The organism is Mesorhizobium sp. P3_A9, from assembly GCF_056402975.1.
Genome location: NZ_JBFUGJ010000089.1, coordinates 1 through 19,426 on the forward strand (window position 1 = coordinate 1; position 19,426 = coordinate 19,426).

Here is a 19,426-nt window from a genome sequence, read left to right on the forward strand (position 1 = left end):
GATTCGTGTTCTGGAACGATCTGTTTGGGTGCTGAAATCATGAAGAAATTCGGCCTGGGCATGGTCAATGTTGAGACGCCGTTTACCATGCASGGGGATATGAGTGACGCGAAAGCCACGCACCAGGGTTAAGTAAATACAAATTAACCAGAAGCCTTGCGTGTAGGGAAAATCCGGTTAATACGGTAGGGGAAATTACCGCACGTCCGGTTTTCTCGCCGTGGGGACTACGAGAAAAGGTTATTAAGCCCGATGAAGGCAGCATCCAAGTTTCTGAACGCCGCGTCCGCGGCGGCACTGTCCGCGGCTCTGGTCGTACCAGGTGCTCTCGCAGTGCAATTCGTTGCCACATCGGCGGCCGAAGCCGCTGTCGTAAGCAGGGTGGAGGTGAGCGGCAACCAGCGTGTCGACGCCGACACCATCCGTAACTACATCACCATCAAGCCGGGGAAGGCCTTCTCAAGCTCCGATATCGATGCCGCGGTCAAGGCGCTGTTCGGCACCGGCCTGTTCTCCGATGTCCAGATCAACCAGGTCGGCTCGACGCTGGTGGTCAAGGTTGCCGAATACAAGGTCGTCAACCAGGTGCTGTTCCAGGGCAACAAGAAGATCAAGGACAATGCGCTGCAGATGGGGCTTCAGCTGAAGCCGCGCGGCACGTTTTCACAAGCGACGCTCGATTCCGACGCTGAAGCGATCAAGTCTGCCTACAGGCGTATCGGCCGCGACGATGCCGGTGTGACCACACAGGTCATGGATCTCGGTGACAACCGCGTGAATGTGGTTTTCAAGATCACCGAAGGCGACCGCACGCAGATCGCGGCGATCAATTTCGTCGGCAACAGTGCATATTCGAGCCGCCGCCTGTCGGACGTGATCAACACCAAGCGCTCGTCCTGGATTTCGTTCGTCCTGCGCGATGACGTCTATGATGAGGACAAGCTACGCGCCGACCAGGAGCTGCTGCGCCGGTTCTACTACAATCACGGCTACGCCGATTTCCAGGTCGTGTCGGCTGTTGGCGAACTCGACAATGCGACGAACAAGTACACCGTCACCATCACCGTCCAGGAAGGTGAGCGTTATAATTTCGGCGATATCAGCGTCGAAAGCACAATCCCGGAAGTCGATTCGAAATCGCTGGAATCAGTGATCGAGACCCGCAAGGGCGACGTCTACAACGCCAAGAATGTCGAGGACTCGATTATTGCCCTGACCGAGAAGGTGGCCGGTTCCGGTTACGCCTTCGCGCAGGTGACGCCGCGCGGCGATCGCAACTTCGAGAACCATACGATTTCGGTGGTCTATACGGTCGATCAGGGCACCAAGGCCTATATCGAACGCATCGAAATCCGCGGCAACGATCGTACGCGCGACTATGTCATCCGCCGCGAATTCGATGTCAGCGAAGGCGATGCGTTCAACCAGGTGCTCGTCCAGCGCGCGAAGAAGCGCCTGGAAGACCTCAATTACTTTGAAAAAGTCGACATCTCCACGGTGCCTGGCTCGCAGCCCGACCAGGTCGTGCTGGTGGTCGACGTGGTCGAGAAGTCGACGGGTGAATTCTCTGTTGGCGCCGGCTATTCGACYGGTGGCGAYRCGGCGGGCCCRTCCGTCGAAGGATCGATCACYGAGCGTAACTTCCTCGGCCGTGGCCAGTWCATCAAGCTSTCGGCCGGTGGCGGTAAGAACTCGCGCGACTACAGCCTGTCCTTCACCGAGCCTTATTTCCTTGGGCGGCGCATCTCCGCCGGCTTCGACATCTTCAAGTCGACGCGGGAGTACAACAACAACTACGATAGCGATACCACAGGCGCGACGATCCGCTTCGGGCTGCCGATCACCAACAGCATCACGACCCAGCTGGCGTACAATATCTCGCAAGAGAAGTATTCGGTTGACGACAGTTGCGACCCCACCGATGTCCTCCCGCAAGGCACCTGCAACATTTCCCAGGCGGTTCTGGATGGCATCGCGCAGAGCCCCTGGATCAAGTCCTCGGTCAGCCTGGGGTTGGTCTACAACACCATCGACGACATGAAGAACCCGCATGAGGGCATCTATGCCAACACGACCGTTGAGGTTGCGGGCCTCGGTGGCGATGCCAAGTTCGTGAAGATCACTGGGCGCGGCAGCATCTATCAGACGCTGTCCGAGCAGCTTGAYCTTGTCGGTCTCCTTTCGGGCGGCGCCGGTCATGTCGAGGGTTACGGCAATGACGGCGATCTGCGCATCTTCGATCACTTCCAGAGCACCGATCGCATGATCCGCGGCTTTGCTTATGGTGGTATCGGYCCGGTCGCTTCCGGCACCAGCGGCGATCATCTCGGCGGCACTACTTATTTCAACGCTTCGGCGGAAGCGCAGTTCCCGCTGCCKGTKGTYCCGGARAGCTTCGGCYTGCGYGGCGCGGTGTTCGCCGACGCGGCGACGCTCTACGGCAACAAGATCGCCGATCAGGCACTGGTCGATCAGTCGTCGACCGGCTTGCAGTTGCGCGCCTCGGTCGGTGTCGGCCTGATGTGGGCTTCGCCGTTCGGCCCGATCCGTATCGACTATGCGATCCCGGTCAAGAAGGAAGCGAGCGACGACGTGCAGGAATTCAACTTCGGCATATCGACCCGCTTCTGATCGGCGGCCAACGATGCTCCCGGATTTTTTGGATTCGGGAGAAATGTTCCGACCTAGCTGGATATAGCTTCTGGAATGACCGATCCGGTGTTCTTCGCGCCATCACGCCGGTATACGGCGGCCGAAGTCGCGAATCTGACCGGCTCGGTGCTTGTCGATTCCGGCCACTCCGACGTTTCGATCTCGGCACTGGCACCGGCCAACGAAGGCGGTGCCAATGCGCTCGTCTTCGTCGACGGCARGCGCAACTCCGCGCTGATGCCGTCGCTGCGGGCCGCCGCGGTCCTTTGCCCTGCGGAATTCGCCAACAAGGCGCCGGCTGGGGTTGCTGTCCTGACACATCCGCGGCCGCAACAGGCATTCGCACTGGTCGGTCGGCTGCTGTTCCCCACAGCCGCCACGCCGGGGCCAATGACCGGTGAAACCGGTGTTTCGCCGCATGCCCATGTCGATCCGACCGCGCATGTCGAAGCCGGCGCCATCATCGAGGCCGGCGTGGTCATCGGGCCGGGCGTCTCGATCGGCAGCGGCACCGTCATCGCGCCCAACGCGGTCATTGGACAGTTCTGCCAGATCGGCCGCGACGGCTATATCGGCCCGGGTACCAGTATCCAGTATGCGTTGATCGGCAACCGGGTCATCATCCATGGCGGCGCCAGGATCGGCCAGGACGGCTTCGGCTTTGTTGGCGGCGCCAAGGGACCGGAACGCGTTCCCCAGATCGGACGGGTTGTCATCCAGGACGATGTCGAGATCGGTTCCAATTCCACCGTCGACCGGGGCGCCATGTCGGATACGATCATCGGCCAGGGCACCAAGATCGACAATCTCGTGCAGATCGCCCATAACGTCCGCATCGGTCGCAATTGCATAGTTGCCGGGCTTTCAGGTATTTCCGGTTCCGTGGTCGTGGGCGACAATGTCACGATGGGCGGCGGTGTCGGGCTTGCGGATCACTTGACCATCGGCTCAGGAGCCAAGCTTGCCGCCAGAAGTGGATTTATGAGCAATGTCCCTGCCGGCGAGATATGGGGCGGTTATCCGGCACAGCCGATGGCGGAAGCCATGCGAGAGATAGCCATGTTGCGCACGATGGCCAGGGCACGCAAGCAGGGCAAGGACAATGGCTGATATGGTGGCGGCGACGACGCTGGAAGCGGTCGACATAATGGGGCTGATGAAGCTTCTGCCGCACCGCTATCCCTTCCTGATGATCGACCGCATCGTCGACATCGATGGTGACAATTCTGCCGTCGGCATCAAGAACGTCACCATCAATGAGCCGCATTTTCAGGGCCACTTCCCTGAGCAGCCGGTGATGCCGGGCGTGCTGATCGTCGAGGCCATGGCGCAGACGGCAGGCGCCATTTGCATCCGCAGCCTTGGGGCGTCGAAACCGTCGCTGGTCTATTTCCTGACCATCGACAACGCCAAATTCCGCAAACCGGTCGTTCCCGGCGACCAGTTGAAAATCCATGTCAAGAAAATCAAGAAGCGCGGCAACCTGCTCAAATTCGCCTGCGAAGCCCTGGTCGATGGCGCCAAGGCGGCAGAGGCCGAGATTTCAGCCATGATGGTCACCAGCGACTGACGATCGAGTGCTYATGAAAATCMAGACWTCAATCCATCCTTCSKCSGTYRTGGARGAAGGCGCTCAAATCGGCSAAGGYGYSCGCATMGGGCCGTTCTGYCAYATCAGYGCCGAYGCCGTGATCGGCGATSGYGTYGAACTGGTCAGCCAYGTCTCKGTSATGGGCGCGACCACYATCGGCGCCTCGACCAAGGTCTATCCGATGGCGACATTGGGGGCGCCGCCGCAGAACACCAAGCACAAGGGCGGCCGCACGACGCTGGTCATCGGCGCCAACTGCACCATCCGTGAAGGCGTGACCATGCATGTCGGCACCGACAGCAGCCGCGGCGAGACGACGGTGGGCGATAACGGCAATTTCCTTGCCTACGCCCACATCGCCCATGATTGCGTCGTCGGCAACAATGCCACCTTCGCCAATGGCGCGACGCTGGGCGGCCACTGCGAAGTCGGCAACAATGTCTATATTGGCGGCCTCAGCGCCGTTCATCAATTTGTGCGCATTGGCGACAACGCTTTCCTCGGCGGATGCTCGGCGTTTGTCGGCGATGTCATCCCCTATGCCATCGCCGTCGGCAACCGAGCCAGCCTGCGCGGCCTGAACATCATCGGCCTGAAGCGAGCTGGTCTGCCACGCGCGGAAATCTACCTGCTTCGCAAAGCCTACAGGACGATTTTCGACCGCTCCCGCACCGTCGGCGAGAACATCGAGCTCGCCAAGGCCGAGTTCGGCTCGTCGCCGACCGCCATGAAGATCATCGATTTCATCTCCAGTCGCGGCAAGCGGCATTATGCGGTGCCATCGCTCAAAGGCGGCGATGGCGACGATGTCGATGACGAAGACTGAGGCTGCGACGGCTGGTCTTGATCTCCCGCCAGGTGCCAGGGTCGGCATCATCGCCGGCGGTGGCAGTCTTCCGGTCGAAGTCGCGGCTGGCTCGGCCGGGCAGGGTTATGCGCCCTTCATCGTCCTCATGGAAGGCGAAGCCGACCGTCTGCCGGAATTGTGCCGGTATGAGCATGAGACCCTTGCCCTGGAGGCGATCGGCTCGCTTGTTCCATTGCTCAAACGCCACCGGATTACCCATCTGGTGCTTGCCGGCGAGATCAAGCGCCGGCCAAGGCTGACGCATCTGCGCCCAAGCCTGAGCTTGCTCGCCGTGATACCTCTTGTCGTCATGGCGCTGGCACGCGGCGACGATGGCCTGTTGAAGGTGCTGGCGCGCGGTCTCGAGGCCCGGGGGATAAAGGTCATGGGTGCCCACGAAATCGTGCCGAATCTTGTCGCTGCCGAAGGGGTCCTGACCAAGGCCGTGCCACAGAAATCGGACCGGCGCGACATCGAAGCAGGCTTTGCGGCGGCGAAGGCCATCGGGGCGCTGGACATCGGCCAGGCGGCTATAGCGGTGGGCGGCCGCGTCATCGCGCTGGAAGGCATCGAGGGAACGGCAGGATTGCTCGACCGTACAAAACTGTTGCGAGGCCACGGCCGTATCGCAGGCAAGACCCGCGGCGTGCTGGTCAAATGCGCCAAGCCGGGCCAGGAACTGCGCGCGGACCTTCCGTCCATAGGACCGCAGACGGTCGAATCGGCGCATGCGGCCGGGCTCGCCGGCATTGCCGTCGAAGCGGGACGCTCACTGATCCTCGAAGGTCCCGCAACCCTGGCGCGCGCCAATGAGCTTGGTCTGTTCATCATCGGTCTGGCCGCAGCGGAGCCGGCGCATGGCTGACAAGGCGCTGAAATTCGCGATCGTTGCCGGTGAAGAATCAGGCGATCTGCTTGGCGCCGACATCGTGCGTTCGCTCCGCCAGGCAACCGGCCGCGAGGTGCGGCTCGTCGGCCTCGGCGGCCGGCATCTCAGTGAATTGGGCCTGGTGTCGCCCTTTGATGCCGGCGAGATCGCGCTGATGGGTTTCAGTGCCGTTCTGCGTGATCTGCCGCGCCTTTTCAGGCGAATCGGCCAGCTGGCCAAAACCATCGCTGAGGAAAAGCCGGATTGCCTGGTCACCATCGACAGTCCGGACTTCTCCTTGCGCGTCGCCAGGAAGGTGCGGGCGGCCAATCCGTCGATACCGATCATCCATTATGTCTGCCCGAGCGTCTGGGCCTGGCGGCCGGGCAGGGCGGTGGCGATGAAACCCTATGTCGACCATATCCTCTGCATCCTGCCGTTCGAGGTGAAAGAACTCGAAAGGCTGGGCGGCCCGCCCGGCACCTATGTCGGGCACCGCCTGACGCATGATGCGGGTGTGCTTGCCGCAGGGAAGGCGCAGGCTTTGCCGCGCGATCTTGCCCAGGACCGTATCAAGACATTGCTTGTCCTGCCCGGCTCGCGGCGCAGCGAGGTGCGGCGGCTGGTTGATACGTTCGGCGAGACTGTGTCGATGCTGCGCGCGCGGGGGCATCGCCTGCGGCTGCTTTTGCCGACGGTTCCCCATGTCGCCGACCTCGTCAAATCCTCGGTCAACCGGTGGGATGAAAAGCCCGAAATCCTCGTTGATCCGCAACGCAAATGGCAGGCTTTCGGCAAGGCCGATGCCGCGTTGATCGCGTCGGGGACCGTGTCGCTGGAACTGGCGCTGGCCGGTGTGCCGATGGTCTCGTGCTACAGGCTCGATCCAATCGCCCGTGCCGTTGCGCCCTATTTCGTTTCCGTCTGGTCGGCGCTGCTGCCCAACCTGATCTCGGATCGCGCTTTGATCCCGGAGTTCTACAACGAGTACGTCAAGCCGAACAATCTGGCGCGCCAGTTGGAAGCGCTGTTCGCCGACACGGGCATGCGCGCCTGGCAGAAAGACGGATTTGCCGAGATTGCACGGCGCATGGCGACGGGCAAACCGTCGGGCGAGATCGCGGCGGGCGTCGTGCTGCGTCATATAAAAAAGGCGCCCTGACAGGCGCCTTTTTTCGGTCAAGACAGCTTTGATCAGCGCTTGGCGATCGGCACGTAGTCACGCTCCGGCGCACCTGTGTAGAGCTGCCGCGGGCGGCCGATCTTCTGGCGCGGGTCCTCGATCATCTCCTTCCACTGCGCGATCCAGCCGACGGTGCGGGCGACCGCGAACAGCACGGTGAACATGGTGGTGGGGAAGCCCAGCGCCTTCAGCGTGATGCCGGAATAGAAGTCGACATTCGGATAGAGCTTCTTCTCTATGAAATAGGGATCGGTTAGCGCGATCTTTTCCAGCTCCATGGCGATGTCGAGCAACGGATCGTCCTTGATGCCGAGCTCGCCCAGCACCTCGTGCGCCGTCTTCTGCATGATTTTCGCACGCGGATCGTAGTTCTTGTAGACGCGGTGGCCAAAGCCCATCAGCCGGAACGGATCGTTCTTGTCCTTGGCGCGGGCGATGAACTCCGGGATGTGATCGACATGGCCGATCTCGCCCAGCATGTTGAGCGCCGCTTCATTGGCGCCGCCATGGGCCGGGCCCCACAGGCAAGCGATGCCGGCGGCGATGCAGGCGAACGGGTTGGCGCCCGAGGAGCCGGCGAGACGAACGGTCGAGGTCGAGGCGTTCTGCTCGTGATCGGCGTGCAGGATGAAGATGCGCTCCATGGCGCGCGCCAGCACCGGGTTGATCTTGTACTCCTCGCACGGCACGGCGAAGCACATATGCAGGAAGTTTGCCGCGAAACCGAGATCGTTCTTGGGGTAAATGAAGGGCTGGCCGATGTGGTACTTGTAGGCCATGGCTGCGATCGTCGGCATCTTGGCGATGAGCCGCATGGAGGCGACCATGCGCTGGTACGGGTCGGAAATGTCGGTGGAGTCGTGATAGAAGGCCGACAGCGCGCCAACCACGCCGCACATCACGGCCATTGGGTGGGCGTCGCGGCGGAAACCGGTGAAGAAGCGCGACATCTGCTCATGCACCATGGTGTGGCGCGTCACYCGGTARTCGAAATCGTCCTTCTGCGCCTTGGTCGGCAGTTCRCCRTAGAGCAGSAGRTAGCAGACTTCGAGGAAGTCGCCGTGYTCRGCCAGCTGGTCGATCGGATAGCCGCGGTGGAGAAGAATGCCGGCATCGCCGTCAATGAAGGTGATTTCGGACTCGCAGCTTGCGGTCGAGGTGAAGCCGGGGTCGTAGGTRAAGGCGCCGGTCGTGCTGTAGAGCGAGGCGATGTCGATGACGTCTGGCCCGACGGAGCCGCTTCGCACCTTGAATTCATGGGTCTTGCCGGCGAATTCAAGCGTGGCGATAGCCTCTTGGTTCGCGCCGCCCACATCCAGTTTTTTCGCAGCTTCGGTCATTGCAAACTCCTTCTTGTTTCCTCATGCCGGCAAAGGCAAATTCTGCAGAGCGACACGTCGAAATCACCGCAATGCGCGTATTCGCCACCGCATTTTAGGAGGTGCGTGCCAGATTGGGCCAGAGCCTAATGTTGCACTGCGAAACGYRCCTTTCAATGCCAATCTTCTTGGGCCAGATYKCTCCTAATCGATTTGATCSGCKATGCGCGCCAGGCTCTCCTCGCGCCCAAGCACGGCAAGCACGTCGAACACGCCCGGCGAAGTGCTTTTGCCGGTGAGSGCGGCCCGCAATGGCTGGGCCACRGCGCCRAGCTTGTGGCCWCCRGCCAACGCATAGTCGCGGATCGCGGCTTCTGCCGCGGCAGCCGTCCAGTCACCTGAAAGCGCGTTCAAAGCTTCGTGAGCGCCACGCAGGATCTTGCGGGCATCGTCATTGAGCAGGAGTGCCGCCTTGTCGTCGATCGGCAGCGGGCGCGTGGCAAACAGGAAGGCGGCGCCATCGACAAGCTCGACCAGCGTCTTGGCGCGCTCTTTCAGGCCTGGAAGGGCTGCCAGCAACTGCGCCTTGTTCCTGTCGTCGAGGCGCGCGGCGATTGCCGGGCCACCTTCGAGATAGGGCAAGGTTGCGATGAAGATGTCGAACAGTTCGGCATCGGCCATGCGGCGCATATGCGCGCCGTTGATCGCCTCCAGCTTGGCGAAGTCGAAGCGGGCCGCGCCCTTGTTGACGTCGCCGATGTCGAACCAGGAGACCATRTCCTTGATCGACATGATCTCGTCATCGCCATGGCTCCAGCCGAGSCGCGCCAGRTARTTGAGCAGCGCTTCCGGCAGGTAGCCCATGGCGCGATAGGCCTCGACGCCGAGCGCGCCGTGGCGCTTCGACAGCTTGGCACCGTCGGCGCCATGGATCAGCGGGATGTGCGACATCGACGGCACGTCCCAGCTCATGGCGTTGTAGATCACGGTCTGGCGGGCGGCATTGGTCAGGTGGTCGTCGCCGCGGATGATGTGCGTGACACCCATGTCGTGATCATCGACGACGACGGCATGCATGTAGGTCGGGTTGCCGTCCGAACGCAGGATGATGAAATCGTCGAGATCCTTGTTGGGGAAGCGCACCTCGCCCTGGACGCGGTCGTGCACGACCGTTTCGCCTTCGGTCGGCGCCTTGACGCGGATGGCGCCCTTGACGCCGGGCGGTGCCTCGGATGGATCGCGATCGCGCCACTGGCCATTGTAGCGCGGCGGCAGGCCCTTGGCCCGGGCCGCCTCGCGCATGGCCTCCAACTCGGCAGGTGTCTCGTAGCTGTAATAGGCCTTGCCCAGGTGCACGAGTTCCTCGGCGACCTCGCGGTGGCGCGGGGCGCGCTCGAACTGCGATATCGCCTCACCGTCCCAGGAAAGCCCAAGCCAGGTCAGCCCGTCCAGAATGGCCTGGGTAGCCGCCTCGTTGAAGCGTTCGCGGTCGGTATCCTCGATGCGCAGCACCATCGTGCCGCCGGTGTGCTTGGCATAGAGCCAGTTGAACAACGCCGTGCGCGCGCCACCAATGTGCAGATAGCCGGTGGGCGAGGGGGCAAAACGGGTGACGACCTTGTCGGACATGGAACTCTCGGAAACCATCTGAAGCGGGGTGCGGCTGCGCGGGCTTTCGCGCGCCCGGCGTTCATGTAGCATAGGGCGTCAGGGGTGCAAGGGGCAGACCCGATGGCTGGACGAGGCCGGGGCTCGGAACGGGGCGAGGACGCCAGTGTTGGCGTCAGCGAACGATCCCTGTTTGCAACGCCCCTGGCGACCCCACTGCCATCGCCTCTTGTGCCGGTGCCCGGCAGCCCGCCATTGCAGGCGGATATCCCAGCGCCATTTCCGTCGCCTGCCTCGGGCAGGATTGTGCGTGTGCGCCGGCAACTGGGCCGGATTTCACTGCCTCGTCTGCGCCACAGCGTGGCGGCAGCAGCAGAGCTGGAGCTTGACCGAGGCATCGCCTTCCTGCTGGTGCCGGTCTGTCTGGCCGCGGGAGCGATCGGCTATTATTCGCTGGCAGTGGAGCCTGACTTTGCCAGGCCTGTCGCGGTCGTCGTGCTGATGGCGATCTGCGCGCTTGTTTCGCGCTCCTGGCCCAAAACCCATCTGGGCTTTATGGCGGCATTGTTGTGTGCGCTTGGCCTGCTCGCCGCCAAGGTCGAGACATGGCGAGTAGGCACCCAGATACTGGGTTCGGAAATATCGACGCAACTGACCGGCCGCGTCGTCACACTGGAGCAGATGGAGACCGGCCGCATTCGGCTGACCATCGACGTGACGTCGACCGCCCGGCCGAAACTGCGCTATGCGCCGGAAAGGGTCCGGCTTTCGGCGCGCAATATCCCGGCGGACATGACTGCCGGCTCCCTGGTTACCGGCTACGCCAAACTGTTGCCGCCGACCGGTCCGGTGCGGCCGGACAGCTATGATTTCTCCTTCGACAGCTATTTCGCCGGCATCGGCGGCAGCGGCTTCTTTCTCGGCAACCCAAAACTTGTCGCCGCCGATGACGGCGAGATACCGCTCTCGGCCCGTCTTTTTTCAGGGATAGAAAATGCCCGTGAAGCCATCGCCGACCATATCAGGGCCACTGTCGGCGGTGCTGAAGGTGAGATCGCGGCAGCGCTGATCGTCGGTGTCCGCGCGGGCATTCCCGATGAAATCAACGAAGCGATGCGGCGCACCGGCATCTATCACATTATCTCGATTTCCGGACTGCACATGGCGCTGGTCGCCGGCACCATCATGGGGCTGCTGCGCGGCGCCTTCGCGCTGTTTCCGGATTTTTCCGCGCGGCGGCCGGTGAAGAAATATGCGGCTGCCGCCGCACTGTTCTCGATCGCCGCCTATCTCGTCATTTCTGGCGTCGTCGTTGCCGCCGAACGCAGCTTCATCATGCTTGCGGTGATGCTGATTGCCGTCCTGTTCGATCGCGCGGCGCTGACCATGCGCAATCTGGCGATCTCGGCGATTGCCGTCATCGTGGTGTCGCCGCACGAAGTGGTGGGCCCGAGCTTCCAGATGTCGTTCGCCGCCACGGCTGCGCTGGTTGGCGCCTATGCCGGTTGGGCGGATCACCATGCGGGAAAGGCAAGACCGCCACCGCCAAAGCGGTCCCTGCCGAGCTTTCTCACGCGAAAATTCCTGCTGGCGACGGGCGGATTGGCCATGACCTCCATCATCGCCGGCTGCGCCACGGCGCTGTTTGCCATCTGGCATTTCCAGCGTGTGTCGCCGCTCAGCCTGTTCGCCAATCTGGCCGTCATGCCGATCGTGTCGGTCGTGATGTTCCTGGCCGTTGCCAGCGCGTTGCTGATGCCGTTCGGATTGGATGCGCCATCGCTTTACCTGATGGGCAAGGGTCTCACGGCGATGATCGCGATATCGGCGTGGATATCGGAACGCTCACCGGTCGATGCGGTCGGGCTGATCTCGCAGCAATCCGTCCTGCTGGTGACCGTCGCCCTGGTCATCGCGACGATGGCGACGACCTGGCTGCGGCTTGCAGCGCTGCCATTCGCGCTTGCCGGCCTGTTGACGGTGTCCGATACACGCACGCCGGATGTGCTGATCTCGGAAGATGCGCGGCTGGTCGCGCTGCCGATCGGCGGTGGAGAACTCGCGGTCAGCCGGGCTCGTCCGAACGAATTCACCGTCGACAATTGGAAACGCGCGCTGACGTCCGAAACCATCGTCGTGCCGGAGATGTTCAGCAAGGCGGATGGGCAATTCGACATTGCCGATGCCGTCGATCTGCCGCTGGGAGCGCCGTTCTATTGCACGGACGGCGTCTGTCTCGCCAGGCACCCGTCCGGCGCGATCATCGCGCATGTCGAAGACCGCAAGGACACATGGAAAGCCTGCGGTTTCGCCGATTTGATCGTCGTCAATGACGCGACCGGCTACGACGCCTGCCACAATCCCCTGGTTCTCGTCGTCACCAAACGGCAACTCGCCCGCAAGGGCAGTGCTGCCGTCTTCTTCGACCGTCAATCGGCGACCGGTCCGCCAACCGTCAACTTCTCGGTGGACACACCATATCGGCCCTGGCACGCACAGCGAAAATATTCACGCGAGGCGAGGGGGCTGGCGCCCTGGCGCAAGCCCGAAAAGCCGGCCGCTCCTGCTCAGTAGCGCCGGATCAGCCCGACGAGCTTGCCTTGTACCTTGACCCTGTCGGGGCCGAAGATACGCGTCTCGTAGGCCGGGTTGGCGGCTTCAAGGGCGATCGAGGCGCCCTTGCGGCGAAAGCGCTTCAGCGTCGCTTCCTCTTCATCCACGAGCGCCACGATGATCTCGCCAGGCTGGGCGGTATCGGCGTTGCGGATGATGACGGTGTCGCCATCGAAGATGCCGGCCTCGATCATCGAGTCGCCCTTGACCTCCAGCGCATAGTGCTCGCCACCCATGATCATGTCCGGCGGCACAGAGATCGAATGCGTCTGATGCTGGATGGCATCGATCGGCACACCGGCGGCGATGCGCCCCATCACCGGGATCGACACGGCGGAAACCGCATCGTCATCATTGCCAGCCGAGGGCAAGCGCGACGGCGCCGACTTGATCTGGCGGCCAAGGCCACCTTGACCAAGACTGCCCTGGATGACGCTCGGCGAGAATTTCTTTGCCGCGTTGAGGCCGGGCGCGATTGAATCCGGCAGCCGCAGAACTTCCAGCGCGCGCGCCCGATTGGGCAGCCGGCGGATGAAACCGCGTTCCTCCAGCGCCGTGATCAGGCGATGGATCCCTGACTTGGAGGCGAGATCAAGTGCTTCCTTCATCTCGTCGAAGGAGGGCGGAATGCCGCTTTCCTTCAGCCGTTCATGAATGAACATCAAGAGTTCATGTTGCTTACGCGTCAGCATGGCAGCCCCCAAGGCTTGAACAAAAGGTCTGAACCAGAATCGAAAAACAAACCCAGAACAAACACTATCTGTTCCAGTTGTGTTCTGCAACCGTTTAAAGTTTAGTGAATTTGTTAAGACGGCTGAAATTATTTGGCGCCCGGCAGCGGGCCGTGTTCGAAGCCTGCCTGCCGCAGCGGGGCGCTCTCTGGCTTTGAAATTGTTATGGTTAATGGCCTGTGGCCTATCCTAGTCGGCGGTCTGGCATCAGTTGCCGATAAGGCTCGATGAGCGTGTTTCTCCCTTTCACCGATCATTGGCCTGCCGTGAACGAAACGAAGCCAAAATGCCAACTTTACCGAGAAATTGCCACACTGGCTTTGGTCCACGATCCTCGTTGCGCTACCGTTTGTTTATGCTGCCGTCGCCGGCATGGACATAGACATGCAGCGTATAGCCGATGTGAGCGATCATCAGGTTTTTCGCGCGCCCGATGTTGCGATCCAGTGCCGCCTCCATGAGCGCGGTGTGGTGTTCGATTGCGACCGCCTGGCGCAACGCTTCCACGGCTTCCTCATAACCATGCTGCAGGCCGGCGGCCGCCCGCAGCGTTGGCGCCAGGCCGAGAAAACGGTGATGGCGACGCAACTGATCCACGATCGTGGAATGGAAGGTCAGCAGCCAGGGCGATGCTGCCGCGCTGAGCAGGGCCGCGTGGAAAGCCTCGTGCTTTTCATCCCATTCGTCGACCACCGCGTCGGATGGATCGTCGACCGCGGTCTTGCAGCGCGACAGCCGGTAATGCGCAGCGACGACGGTGTTTTCCCAATCGTGGCCACCTTTTTCGATCGATTCCTGGAGCAGTGGCAGCTCGACGACACACCTGGCGCGCGACAGGTCTTCCAATTCGATGCGCGAAACCGGAGCGACGGCAAAGCCACGATTGCTGATGGACGTCACCAGGCGCTCGGCCTCCAGTCGCGACAGCGCTTCGCGCAATGGTGTCCAGCCAATGCCATAGCTGTTACGCAGCGCGCTGAGCTTGAGCGGCGCGCCGGGCCGCAGACGGGTCGTGAGGATATCGCGACGCAGCAGCCTGTAGGCCGCTTCCGTCTTCGAGAGTCCTTCGTCCAGCATCGATGTCCCATCCTTAGACTGCCACGCCAACGATTATATATGAAAGCCTTCTTTGGCGTAAATTATATATAATGTTTGACAGGATCTGGCCGACTGCCCATGATCGGCCAGCCGATTTCACCTGAAGTGTTCATCTGGGCGCGCCTATGCGCGAAGGGCAATCGATCATGAATGCAACGCTCGATCTCGCAGCAGTCGAAGCCATGGATGCGGCGGATCCGCTGCGCGCCATGCGCGACCGGTTCATTTTGCCGGAAGGCGTGATCTATCTCGACGGCAATTCGCTGGGCGCCGCAGCGCCCGCCGTCTTCAACGAGCTGCAGAAGGCMGCGACCSAGGAATGGGCGCAMGACCTSATYCGCGCCTGGAACACSGCCGGCTGGTTCGATATGCCGSTCGMRCTYGGCGACCAGCTGGGGCGCCTGATCGGAGCGGCGGCGGGCCAGACGGTGGTCTGCGATACGACGTCGATCAACATCTACAAGGTGCTGCATGCCGCACTCAACATGCGGCCGGACCGCTCGGTCATCGTCGCCGAGGGCGACAGTTTTCCAACCGATCTCTATATGGCCGAGGGCGTGGCCTCGACGCGACCGGGCACGATGCTCCGGCTCGAGGGCGTCGATGCACCGACCATTGAAGAGCTGATCGACGAGCGCGTCGCGGTCATCCTCGTCAACCACGTCAACTACAAATCCGGGCAGCTGCGCGACATGGCCGCGCTGACGCGCAAGGCCCACCAGGCCGGCGCGCTGATTGTTTGGGATCTCTGCCACACCGCCGGTGCCTTGCCGGTCGAGCTCGATGCAGCGAATGCCGATTTCGCCATTGGCTGCAGCTACAAATATCTAAACGGAGGTCCGGGCGCACCCGCCTTCATCTATGCTGCAAAGCGTCATCACGATGATGTCCATCAGCCGCTGAGCGGTTGGTGGGGCCATGCGCGGCCCTTCGCTTTTGAACGAAGCTATGCGGCCGGCAGCGGCATTCGGCGGTTTCTGTGCGGCACGCAGCCCGTGCTGTCGATGCGGGCGCTGAAGGGCGCGCTGGATATCTGGGACGAGGTCGATATGGCCGCGGTGCGCAAGAAGAGCATCGCCTTGACCGACCTGTTCATCCAGCTCGTCGAAACCAGATGCGGCGCCTACGGCCTTGAACTCGAAAGCCCGCGCGACGGCAATGCGCGCGGCAGCCAGGTGTCGTTCCTGCACCCGCATGGCTACCAGGTGATGCGAGCCCTGATCGAGCGCGGTGTGATCGGTGATTTCCGCGCACCCTCGACCATCCGCTTCGGCTTCACGCCGCTTTATGTCGGCTACAGGGACGTCTGGCAGGCGGTCGAGGTGCTGGAAGACATCCTGCGCACCGGCGCCTGGCAGGACGCCCGCTTCGCCGTCAAGACGGCGGTGACCTGAGAGATTAAAGCCGGGTGCGGACCGTCCACAGTTCCGGAAACAGCACGACCTCGAGCATCTTCTTCAGATAGGACGCGCCTGATGTGCCGCCGGTGCCGCGCTTCAGGCCGATGATGCGCTCGACCGTGGTGACGTGGTTGAAGCGCCAGCGGCGGAAATAATCCTCGAAATCGACCAGTTTTTCGGCCAGCTCGTAGAACATCCAGTAGCGCTGCGGGTCGCGATAAACGGTCTGCCAGGCGACCAGGACTTCTTCGTTCTCGGTGCGCGTCTCACGCCAGTCCGTGCGCCTGGCATCGGCGCCGATGTCGAACCCGTTGCGTGCCAAAAGCAGTAGTGCTTCATCGTAAAGCGACGGTTCCGCCAGGATCGCCTCCAGCTTGCCGCTCAGGTCCGGCCGATGCTTGTGCGGCCCGAGCATTGCGAGGTTGCGGTTGCCGGCCATGAACTCGATGGCACGGTATTGCCAGGACTGGAAGCCGGAGGATTGGCCAAGCGCGTCGCGGAATTCGGTGTATTCGCTTGGCGTCATCGTGCGCAGCACGTCCCAGGCATTGTTCAACTGCTCGAAAATGCGGGCGACGCGCGACAGCATCTTGAAGCTCGGCTCGAGCCGATCGGCGCGAATGGAACGGATCGCAGCGCCGATCTCGTGCAGAGCGAGCTTCATCCAGAGTTCCGATGTCTGGTGCTGGATGATGAACAGCATCTCGTCATGCGCCGACGACAGCGGCGTTTGTGCTTCCAGGACTTTTTCCAGGTGCAGATAGTCGCTGTAGGACATGCGCTCCTTGAACGACATCTGTGCGCCTTCGGACGCTGGATCGTAGGGCTCGCTCAATTGATTTTCTCCGTGCGCAGCCGGAAGCGCTGGATCTTGCCGGTCTGGGTCTTGGGCAGGGCGGTGATGAATTTTACCGAGCGCGGATATTTGTAGGGCGCGATCGTTGTCTTGACGTGGTCCTGCAGGCGTTTGACGGTCAGCGCGTCTGGCGCCACGCCCTGCACCAGCACGACATGCGCCTCGACGATCTGGCCGCGTTCGCCGTCCTCGGCGCCGATGACAGCGCATTCGGCGACATCGGGATGCGACAGCAGTGCTGCCTCGACCTCCGGCCCGGCAATGTTGTAGCCGGCGCTGACGATCATGTCGTCGGAGCGGGCGGCGAAGTGGAAGAAGCCGTCCTCGTCCTGGGTAAACGTGTCGCCGGTGAGGTTCCAGCCGTCGCGCACATACTCCTTCTGCCTGTCGTCGGCCATGTAGCGGCAGCCGGTCGGGCCGCGCACCGCCAGCCGTCCAGTCTCGCCGCGCGGCACCTCGCGCATCTCATCGTCGACGATGCGCGCCTCATAGCCGCCGACTGGTTTGCCGGTCGACGCAGGCTTCATGTCGYCAAAACGGTTGGAGATGAAGATGTGCAGCATTTCGGTGGCGCCGATGCCGTCGAGGATCGGCTTGCCRGTCTTTCGCGTCCACTCTTCGAAGACCGGAGCCAGCAATGTCTCGCCGGCCGAGACGGCAACGCGCAGCGATGACAAATCGGCGCCTTCATCCATGGCCTTCAGCATGGCGCGGTAGGCGGTCGGCGCGGTGAAGGAGACGGTCGCTTTGTAGGTCTCGATGATATGGATCATGTTGGGTGGCGTCGCCTGTTCCAGCAGTGTCGCTGCTGCACCGAAGCGCAGGGGAAAGATGGCGAGGCCGCCTAGGCCGAAGGTGAAGGCCAGCGGCGGTGAGCCGACRAAGATATCGTCCGGCGTCACCTSSAGRATTTCGCGSGCATAGGCGTCGGCGATGATCAGCAGGTCGCGGTGGAAATGCATCGTCGCCTTCGGCACRCCSGTSGTGCCGGAAGTGAAGCCGAGCAGGGCGACGTCGTCACGGCCGGTGTTGACTGCGGTGAAGATCACCGGCTTGTCGAGGGCGGCGCGATCGAGTTCGGCATCATGGTTGGCGGTGCCGTCGAAGCCGATGACCTGCTTCAGGAACGCACTGTCCTTGGCGCAGGCGGTCATCTCGTCCATCAGCCTGGTGTCGCAGAGCGCGGTGGTGATYTCCGCCTTGTCGACGATCTTGGYMAGTTCGCCGGCGCGCAGCATCGGCATGGTGTTGACGACGACMGCRCCSRCCTTGGTGGCGGCCAGCCAGCAGGCAACCATTGCGGGGTTGTTGGCAGAGCGGATAAGCACCCGGTTGCCCGGCTTGACGCCGTAATTCTCGACCAGCGCGTGCGCCAGCCTATTCGTCCAGTCGGACAGTTCCTTGTAGGTGCGGCGGCGGCCATTGCCGATCAGGGCGGTGTGGTCGCCGAGGCCCTTCTCGACCAGCCTGTCGGTCAATTCGACGCCGGCGTTGAGGCGTTCGGGATAGTCGAAGCCGTCGAGCAGGAAGTCAGGCCATTGATCCGGCGGCGGCAGATGATCGCGCGTGAACGTGTCGATATGCGCTGAAGGCCCAAGCATCTCGCCGCCATCCCATTTGCTGCCTGGCCAGTGCGCGAAGCACGTGTCCGAGGTGGTGGATCTGAAGTTCCCATCTTTTCGCGAGAGGCTTCGTGCAGCCAGCTACACCTGTTCGACGACGCCACCCGGAAAGGATGAACATCCGCAGGTTTCGGGACAGCACAGCAGACCTCCCATTGTCAGCTGTTCGTCGGGCAGGATCGCACCAGTCGAAATTTGTTTCAAGCCTAAAATGTTTTGCCTGGAGCATTGACGCATGGCATGGTGGCGGCCATTGCTAGCGCCGAAACGATGCCGCTTCGGGGAGGGTGCCGATGCCTAGACATCGCATTGCCGATTGGGACAATGCCTACGCCAACGGCGCGAATATCGCCGGCAGCGACCGTTGGCCGGCTGCCTGGACGGAACCRGCGCAAGCCTTTCGTGATGCGTTGGCGGCCCGGGGCCGGGCACGGCTCGACATCGCCTATGGCGACCGACCGCGCAATCGGTTCGATCTTTTCCTGCCCGATGCCGCGCCCAAGGGACTCGTCGTGTTCATCCACGGCGGTTACTGGCTGGAGTCCGACAAGAGCGACTGGTCGCACCTCGCCAAGGGCGCGGTTAGCGGCGGCTTTGCCGTGGCGATGCCGTCCTACACGCTGTGCCCGGACATACGCATCGCCGGCATCGTCGGCGAAATTGGCGCGGCGATCGGCAAGGCGGCGGCCATGGTTGACGGTCCGCTGATGCTCACCGGACATTCGGCCGGCGGACATCTCGCCAGCCGCATGGTGACCACATTAACGCCGCTGGCCACCGATGTTGCCCGGCGCATACGCCATGTCGTCTCGATTTCAGGCCTGCATGACCTGCGTCCACTTATGTTCACCGGGCACAATGCGGCATTGGCAATCGATGAGGCCGAAGCCTTGGCGGAAAGCCCGGCGCTGCTGCGCCCCATGGATGGTGTTCGCATCACTTGCTGGGTCGGCGGTGGTGAGCGTTCGGAGTTCCTGCGCCAGACTGCGCTGCTGGCCAACATCTGGACCGGTCTTGGCGCCGCCACCAGCGCTGTGG

15 protein-coding genes are annotated in these 19,426 nt (G+C 62.3%); 9 read left to right on the forward strand and 6 right to left on the reverse strand.

All coding sequences use genetic code 11. From position 1 onward, the window contains the following. Positions 1-252 precede the first annotated feature (252 nt). From bamA to lpxB, 6 genes are all read left to right on the forward strand, one after another. Positions 253-2,631 (forward strand): outer membrane protein assembly factor BamA, encoded by a 2,379-nt coding sequence (gene bamA, locus AC1DX0_RS14810; RefSeq protein ID WP_477355837.1) that lies wholly within the window; start codon positions 253-255, stop codon positions 2,629-2,631. Positions 2,632-2,706: 75 nt separating this feature from the next. Then, on the forward strand, positions 2,707-3,762 hold the full coding sequence (gene lpxD / locus AC1DX0_RS14815) for a UDP-3-O-(3-hydroxymyristoyl)glucosamine N-acyltransferase (protein WP_477355840.1): 1,056 nt from the start codon (positions 2,707-2,709) through the stop codon (positions 3,760-3,762). Beyond that, the gene (fabZ, locus tag AC1DX0_RS14820; RefSeq protein ID WP_477220467.1) at positions 3,755-4,222 is read left to right on the forward strand and encodes a 3-hydroxyacyl-ACP dehydratase FabZ; all 468 of its coding nucleotides are present in this window, start codon (positions 3,755-3,757) and stop codon (positions 4,220-4,222) included. The genes lpxD and fabZ overlap by 8 nt, the downstream gene beginning before the upstream one ends. 13 nt (positions 4,223-4,235) lie before the next feature. Then, entirely contained in the window at positions 4,236-5,069 is an 834-nt protein-coding gene (lpxA, locus tag AC1DX0_RS14825; protein WP_477355843.1) for an acyl-ACP--UDP-N-acetylglucosamine O-acyltransferase, read from the forward strand. Next, positions 5,041-5,955, forward strand: coding sequence for an LpxI family protein (locus AC1DX0_RS14830; RefSeq protein ID WP_477220469.1), 915 nt, complete (start codon positions 5,041-5,043; stop codon positions 5,953-5,955). Before lpxA ends, AC1DX0_RS14830 begins: the two co-directional genes overlap by 29 nt. After that, entirely contained in the window at positions 5,948-7,120 is a 1,173-nt protein-coding gene (gene lpxB, locus AC1DX0_RS14835) for a lipid-A-disaccharide synthase (protein ID WP_477220470.1), read from the forward strand. The genes AC1DX0_RS14830 and lpxB overlap by 8 nt, the downstream gene beginning before the upstream one ends. A gap of 32 nt (positions 7,121-7,152) precedes the next feature. Here the strand turns inward: lpxB and gltA are convergent, their stop codons facing one another. Then, positions 7,153-8,481, reverse strand: coding sequence for a citrate synthase (gene gltA, locus AC1DX0_RS14840; protein WP_095200166.1), 1,329 nt, complete (start codon positions 8,479-8,481; stop codon positions 7,153-7,155). 183 nt (positions 8,482-8,664) lie between these two features. Further along, positions 8,665-10,089: a glutamate--tRNA ligase gene (gene gltX, locus AC1DX0_RS14845; protein ID WP_477220471.1), complete on the reverse strand. Its 1,425-nt coding sequence runs from the start codon at positions 10,087-10,089 to the stop codon at positions 8,665-8,667. A 102-nt stretch (positions 10,090-10,191) separates the two neighbouring features. Between gltX and AC1DX0_RS14850 the strand changes: the two genes are divergently transcribed. Further along, on the forward strand, positions 10,192-12,642 hold the full coding sequence (locus AC1DX0_RS14850) for a ComEC/Rec2 family competence protein (RefSeq protein WP_477220472.1): 2,451 nt from the start codon (positions 10,192-10,194) through the stop codon (positions 12,640-12,642). Here the strand turns inward: AC1DX0_RS14850 and lexA are convergent. Next, on the reverse strand, positions 12,636-13,373 hold the full coding sequence (gene lexA, locus AC1DX0_RS14855; RefSeq protein WP_477220473.1) for a transcriptional repressor LexA: 738 nt from the start codon (positions 13,371-13,373) through the stop codon (positions 12,636-12,638). The genes AC1DX0_RS14850 and lexA overlap by 7 nt on opposite strands. Positions 13,374-13,754: 381 nt before the next feature. Further along, the gene (locus tag AC1DX0_RS14860; protein ID WP_477220474.1) at positions 13,755-14,489 is read right to left on the reverse strand and encodes a GntR family transcriptional regulator; all 735 of its coding nucleotides are present in this window, start codon (positions 14,487-14,489) and stop codon (positions 13,755-13,757) included. Positions 14,490-14,656: 167 nt separating this feature from the next. On the opposite strand from AC1DX0_RS14860, the gene kynU reads away from it, so the two are divergent. Next, complete coding sequence (gene kynU, locus AC1DX0_RS14865; protein ID WP_477355846.1) at positions 14,657-15,904, forward strand: kynureninase; 1,248 nt, start codon at positions 14,657-14,659, stop codon at positions 15,902-15,904. Between the two features lie 4 nt (positions 15,905-15,908). Here the strand turns inward: kynU and kynA are convergent, their stop codons facing one another. After that, a complete protein-coding gene (kynA, locus tag AC1DX0_RS14870; protein ID WP_027044534.1) occupies positions 15,909-16,745 on the reverse strand; it encodes a tryptophan 2,3-dioxygenase in 837 nt (278 codons plus the stop codon). Further along, on the reverse strand, positions 16,742-18,367 hold the full coding sequence (locus AC1DX0_RS14875) for an AMP-binding protein (protein ID WP_477355849.1): 1,626 nt from the start codon (positions 18,365-18,367) through the stop codon (positions 16,742-16,744). Before AC1DX0_RS14875 ends, kynA begins: the two co-directional genes overlap by 4 nt. A gap of 314 nt (positions 18,368-18,681) precedes the next feature. On the opposite strand from AC1DX0_RS14875, the gene AC1DX0_RS14880 reads away from it, so the two are divergent. Next, positions 18,682-19,426: alpha/beta hydrolase (locus AC1DX0_RS14880; RefSeq protein ID WP_477355852.1), on the forward strand; the 745-nt coding region annotated here is incomplete at its 3' end.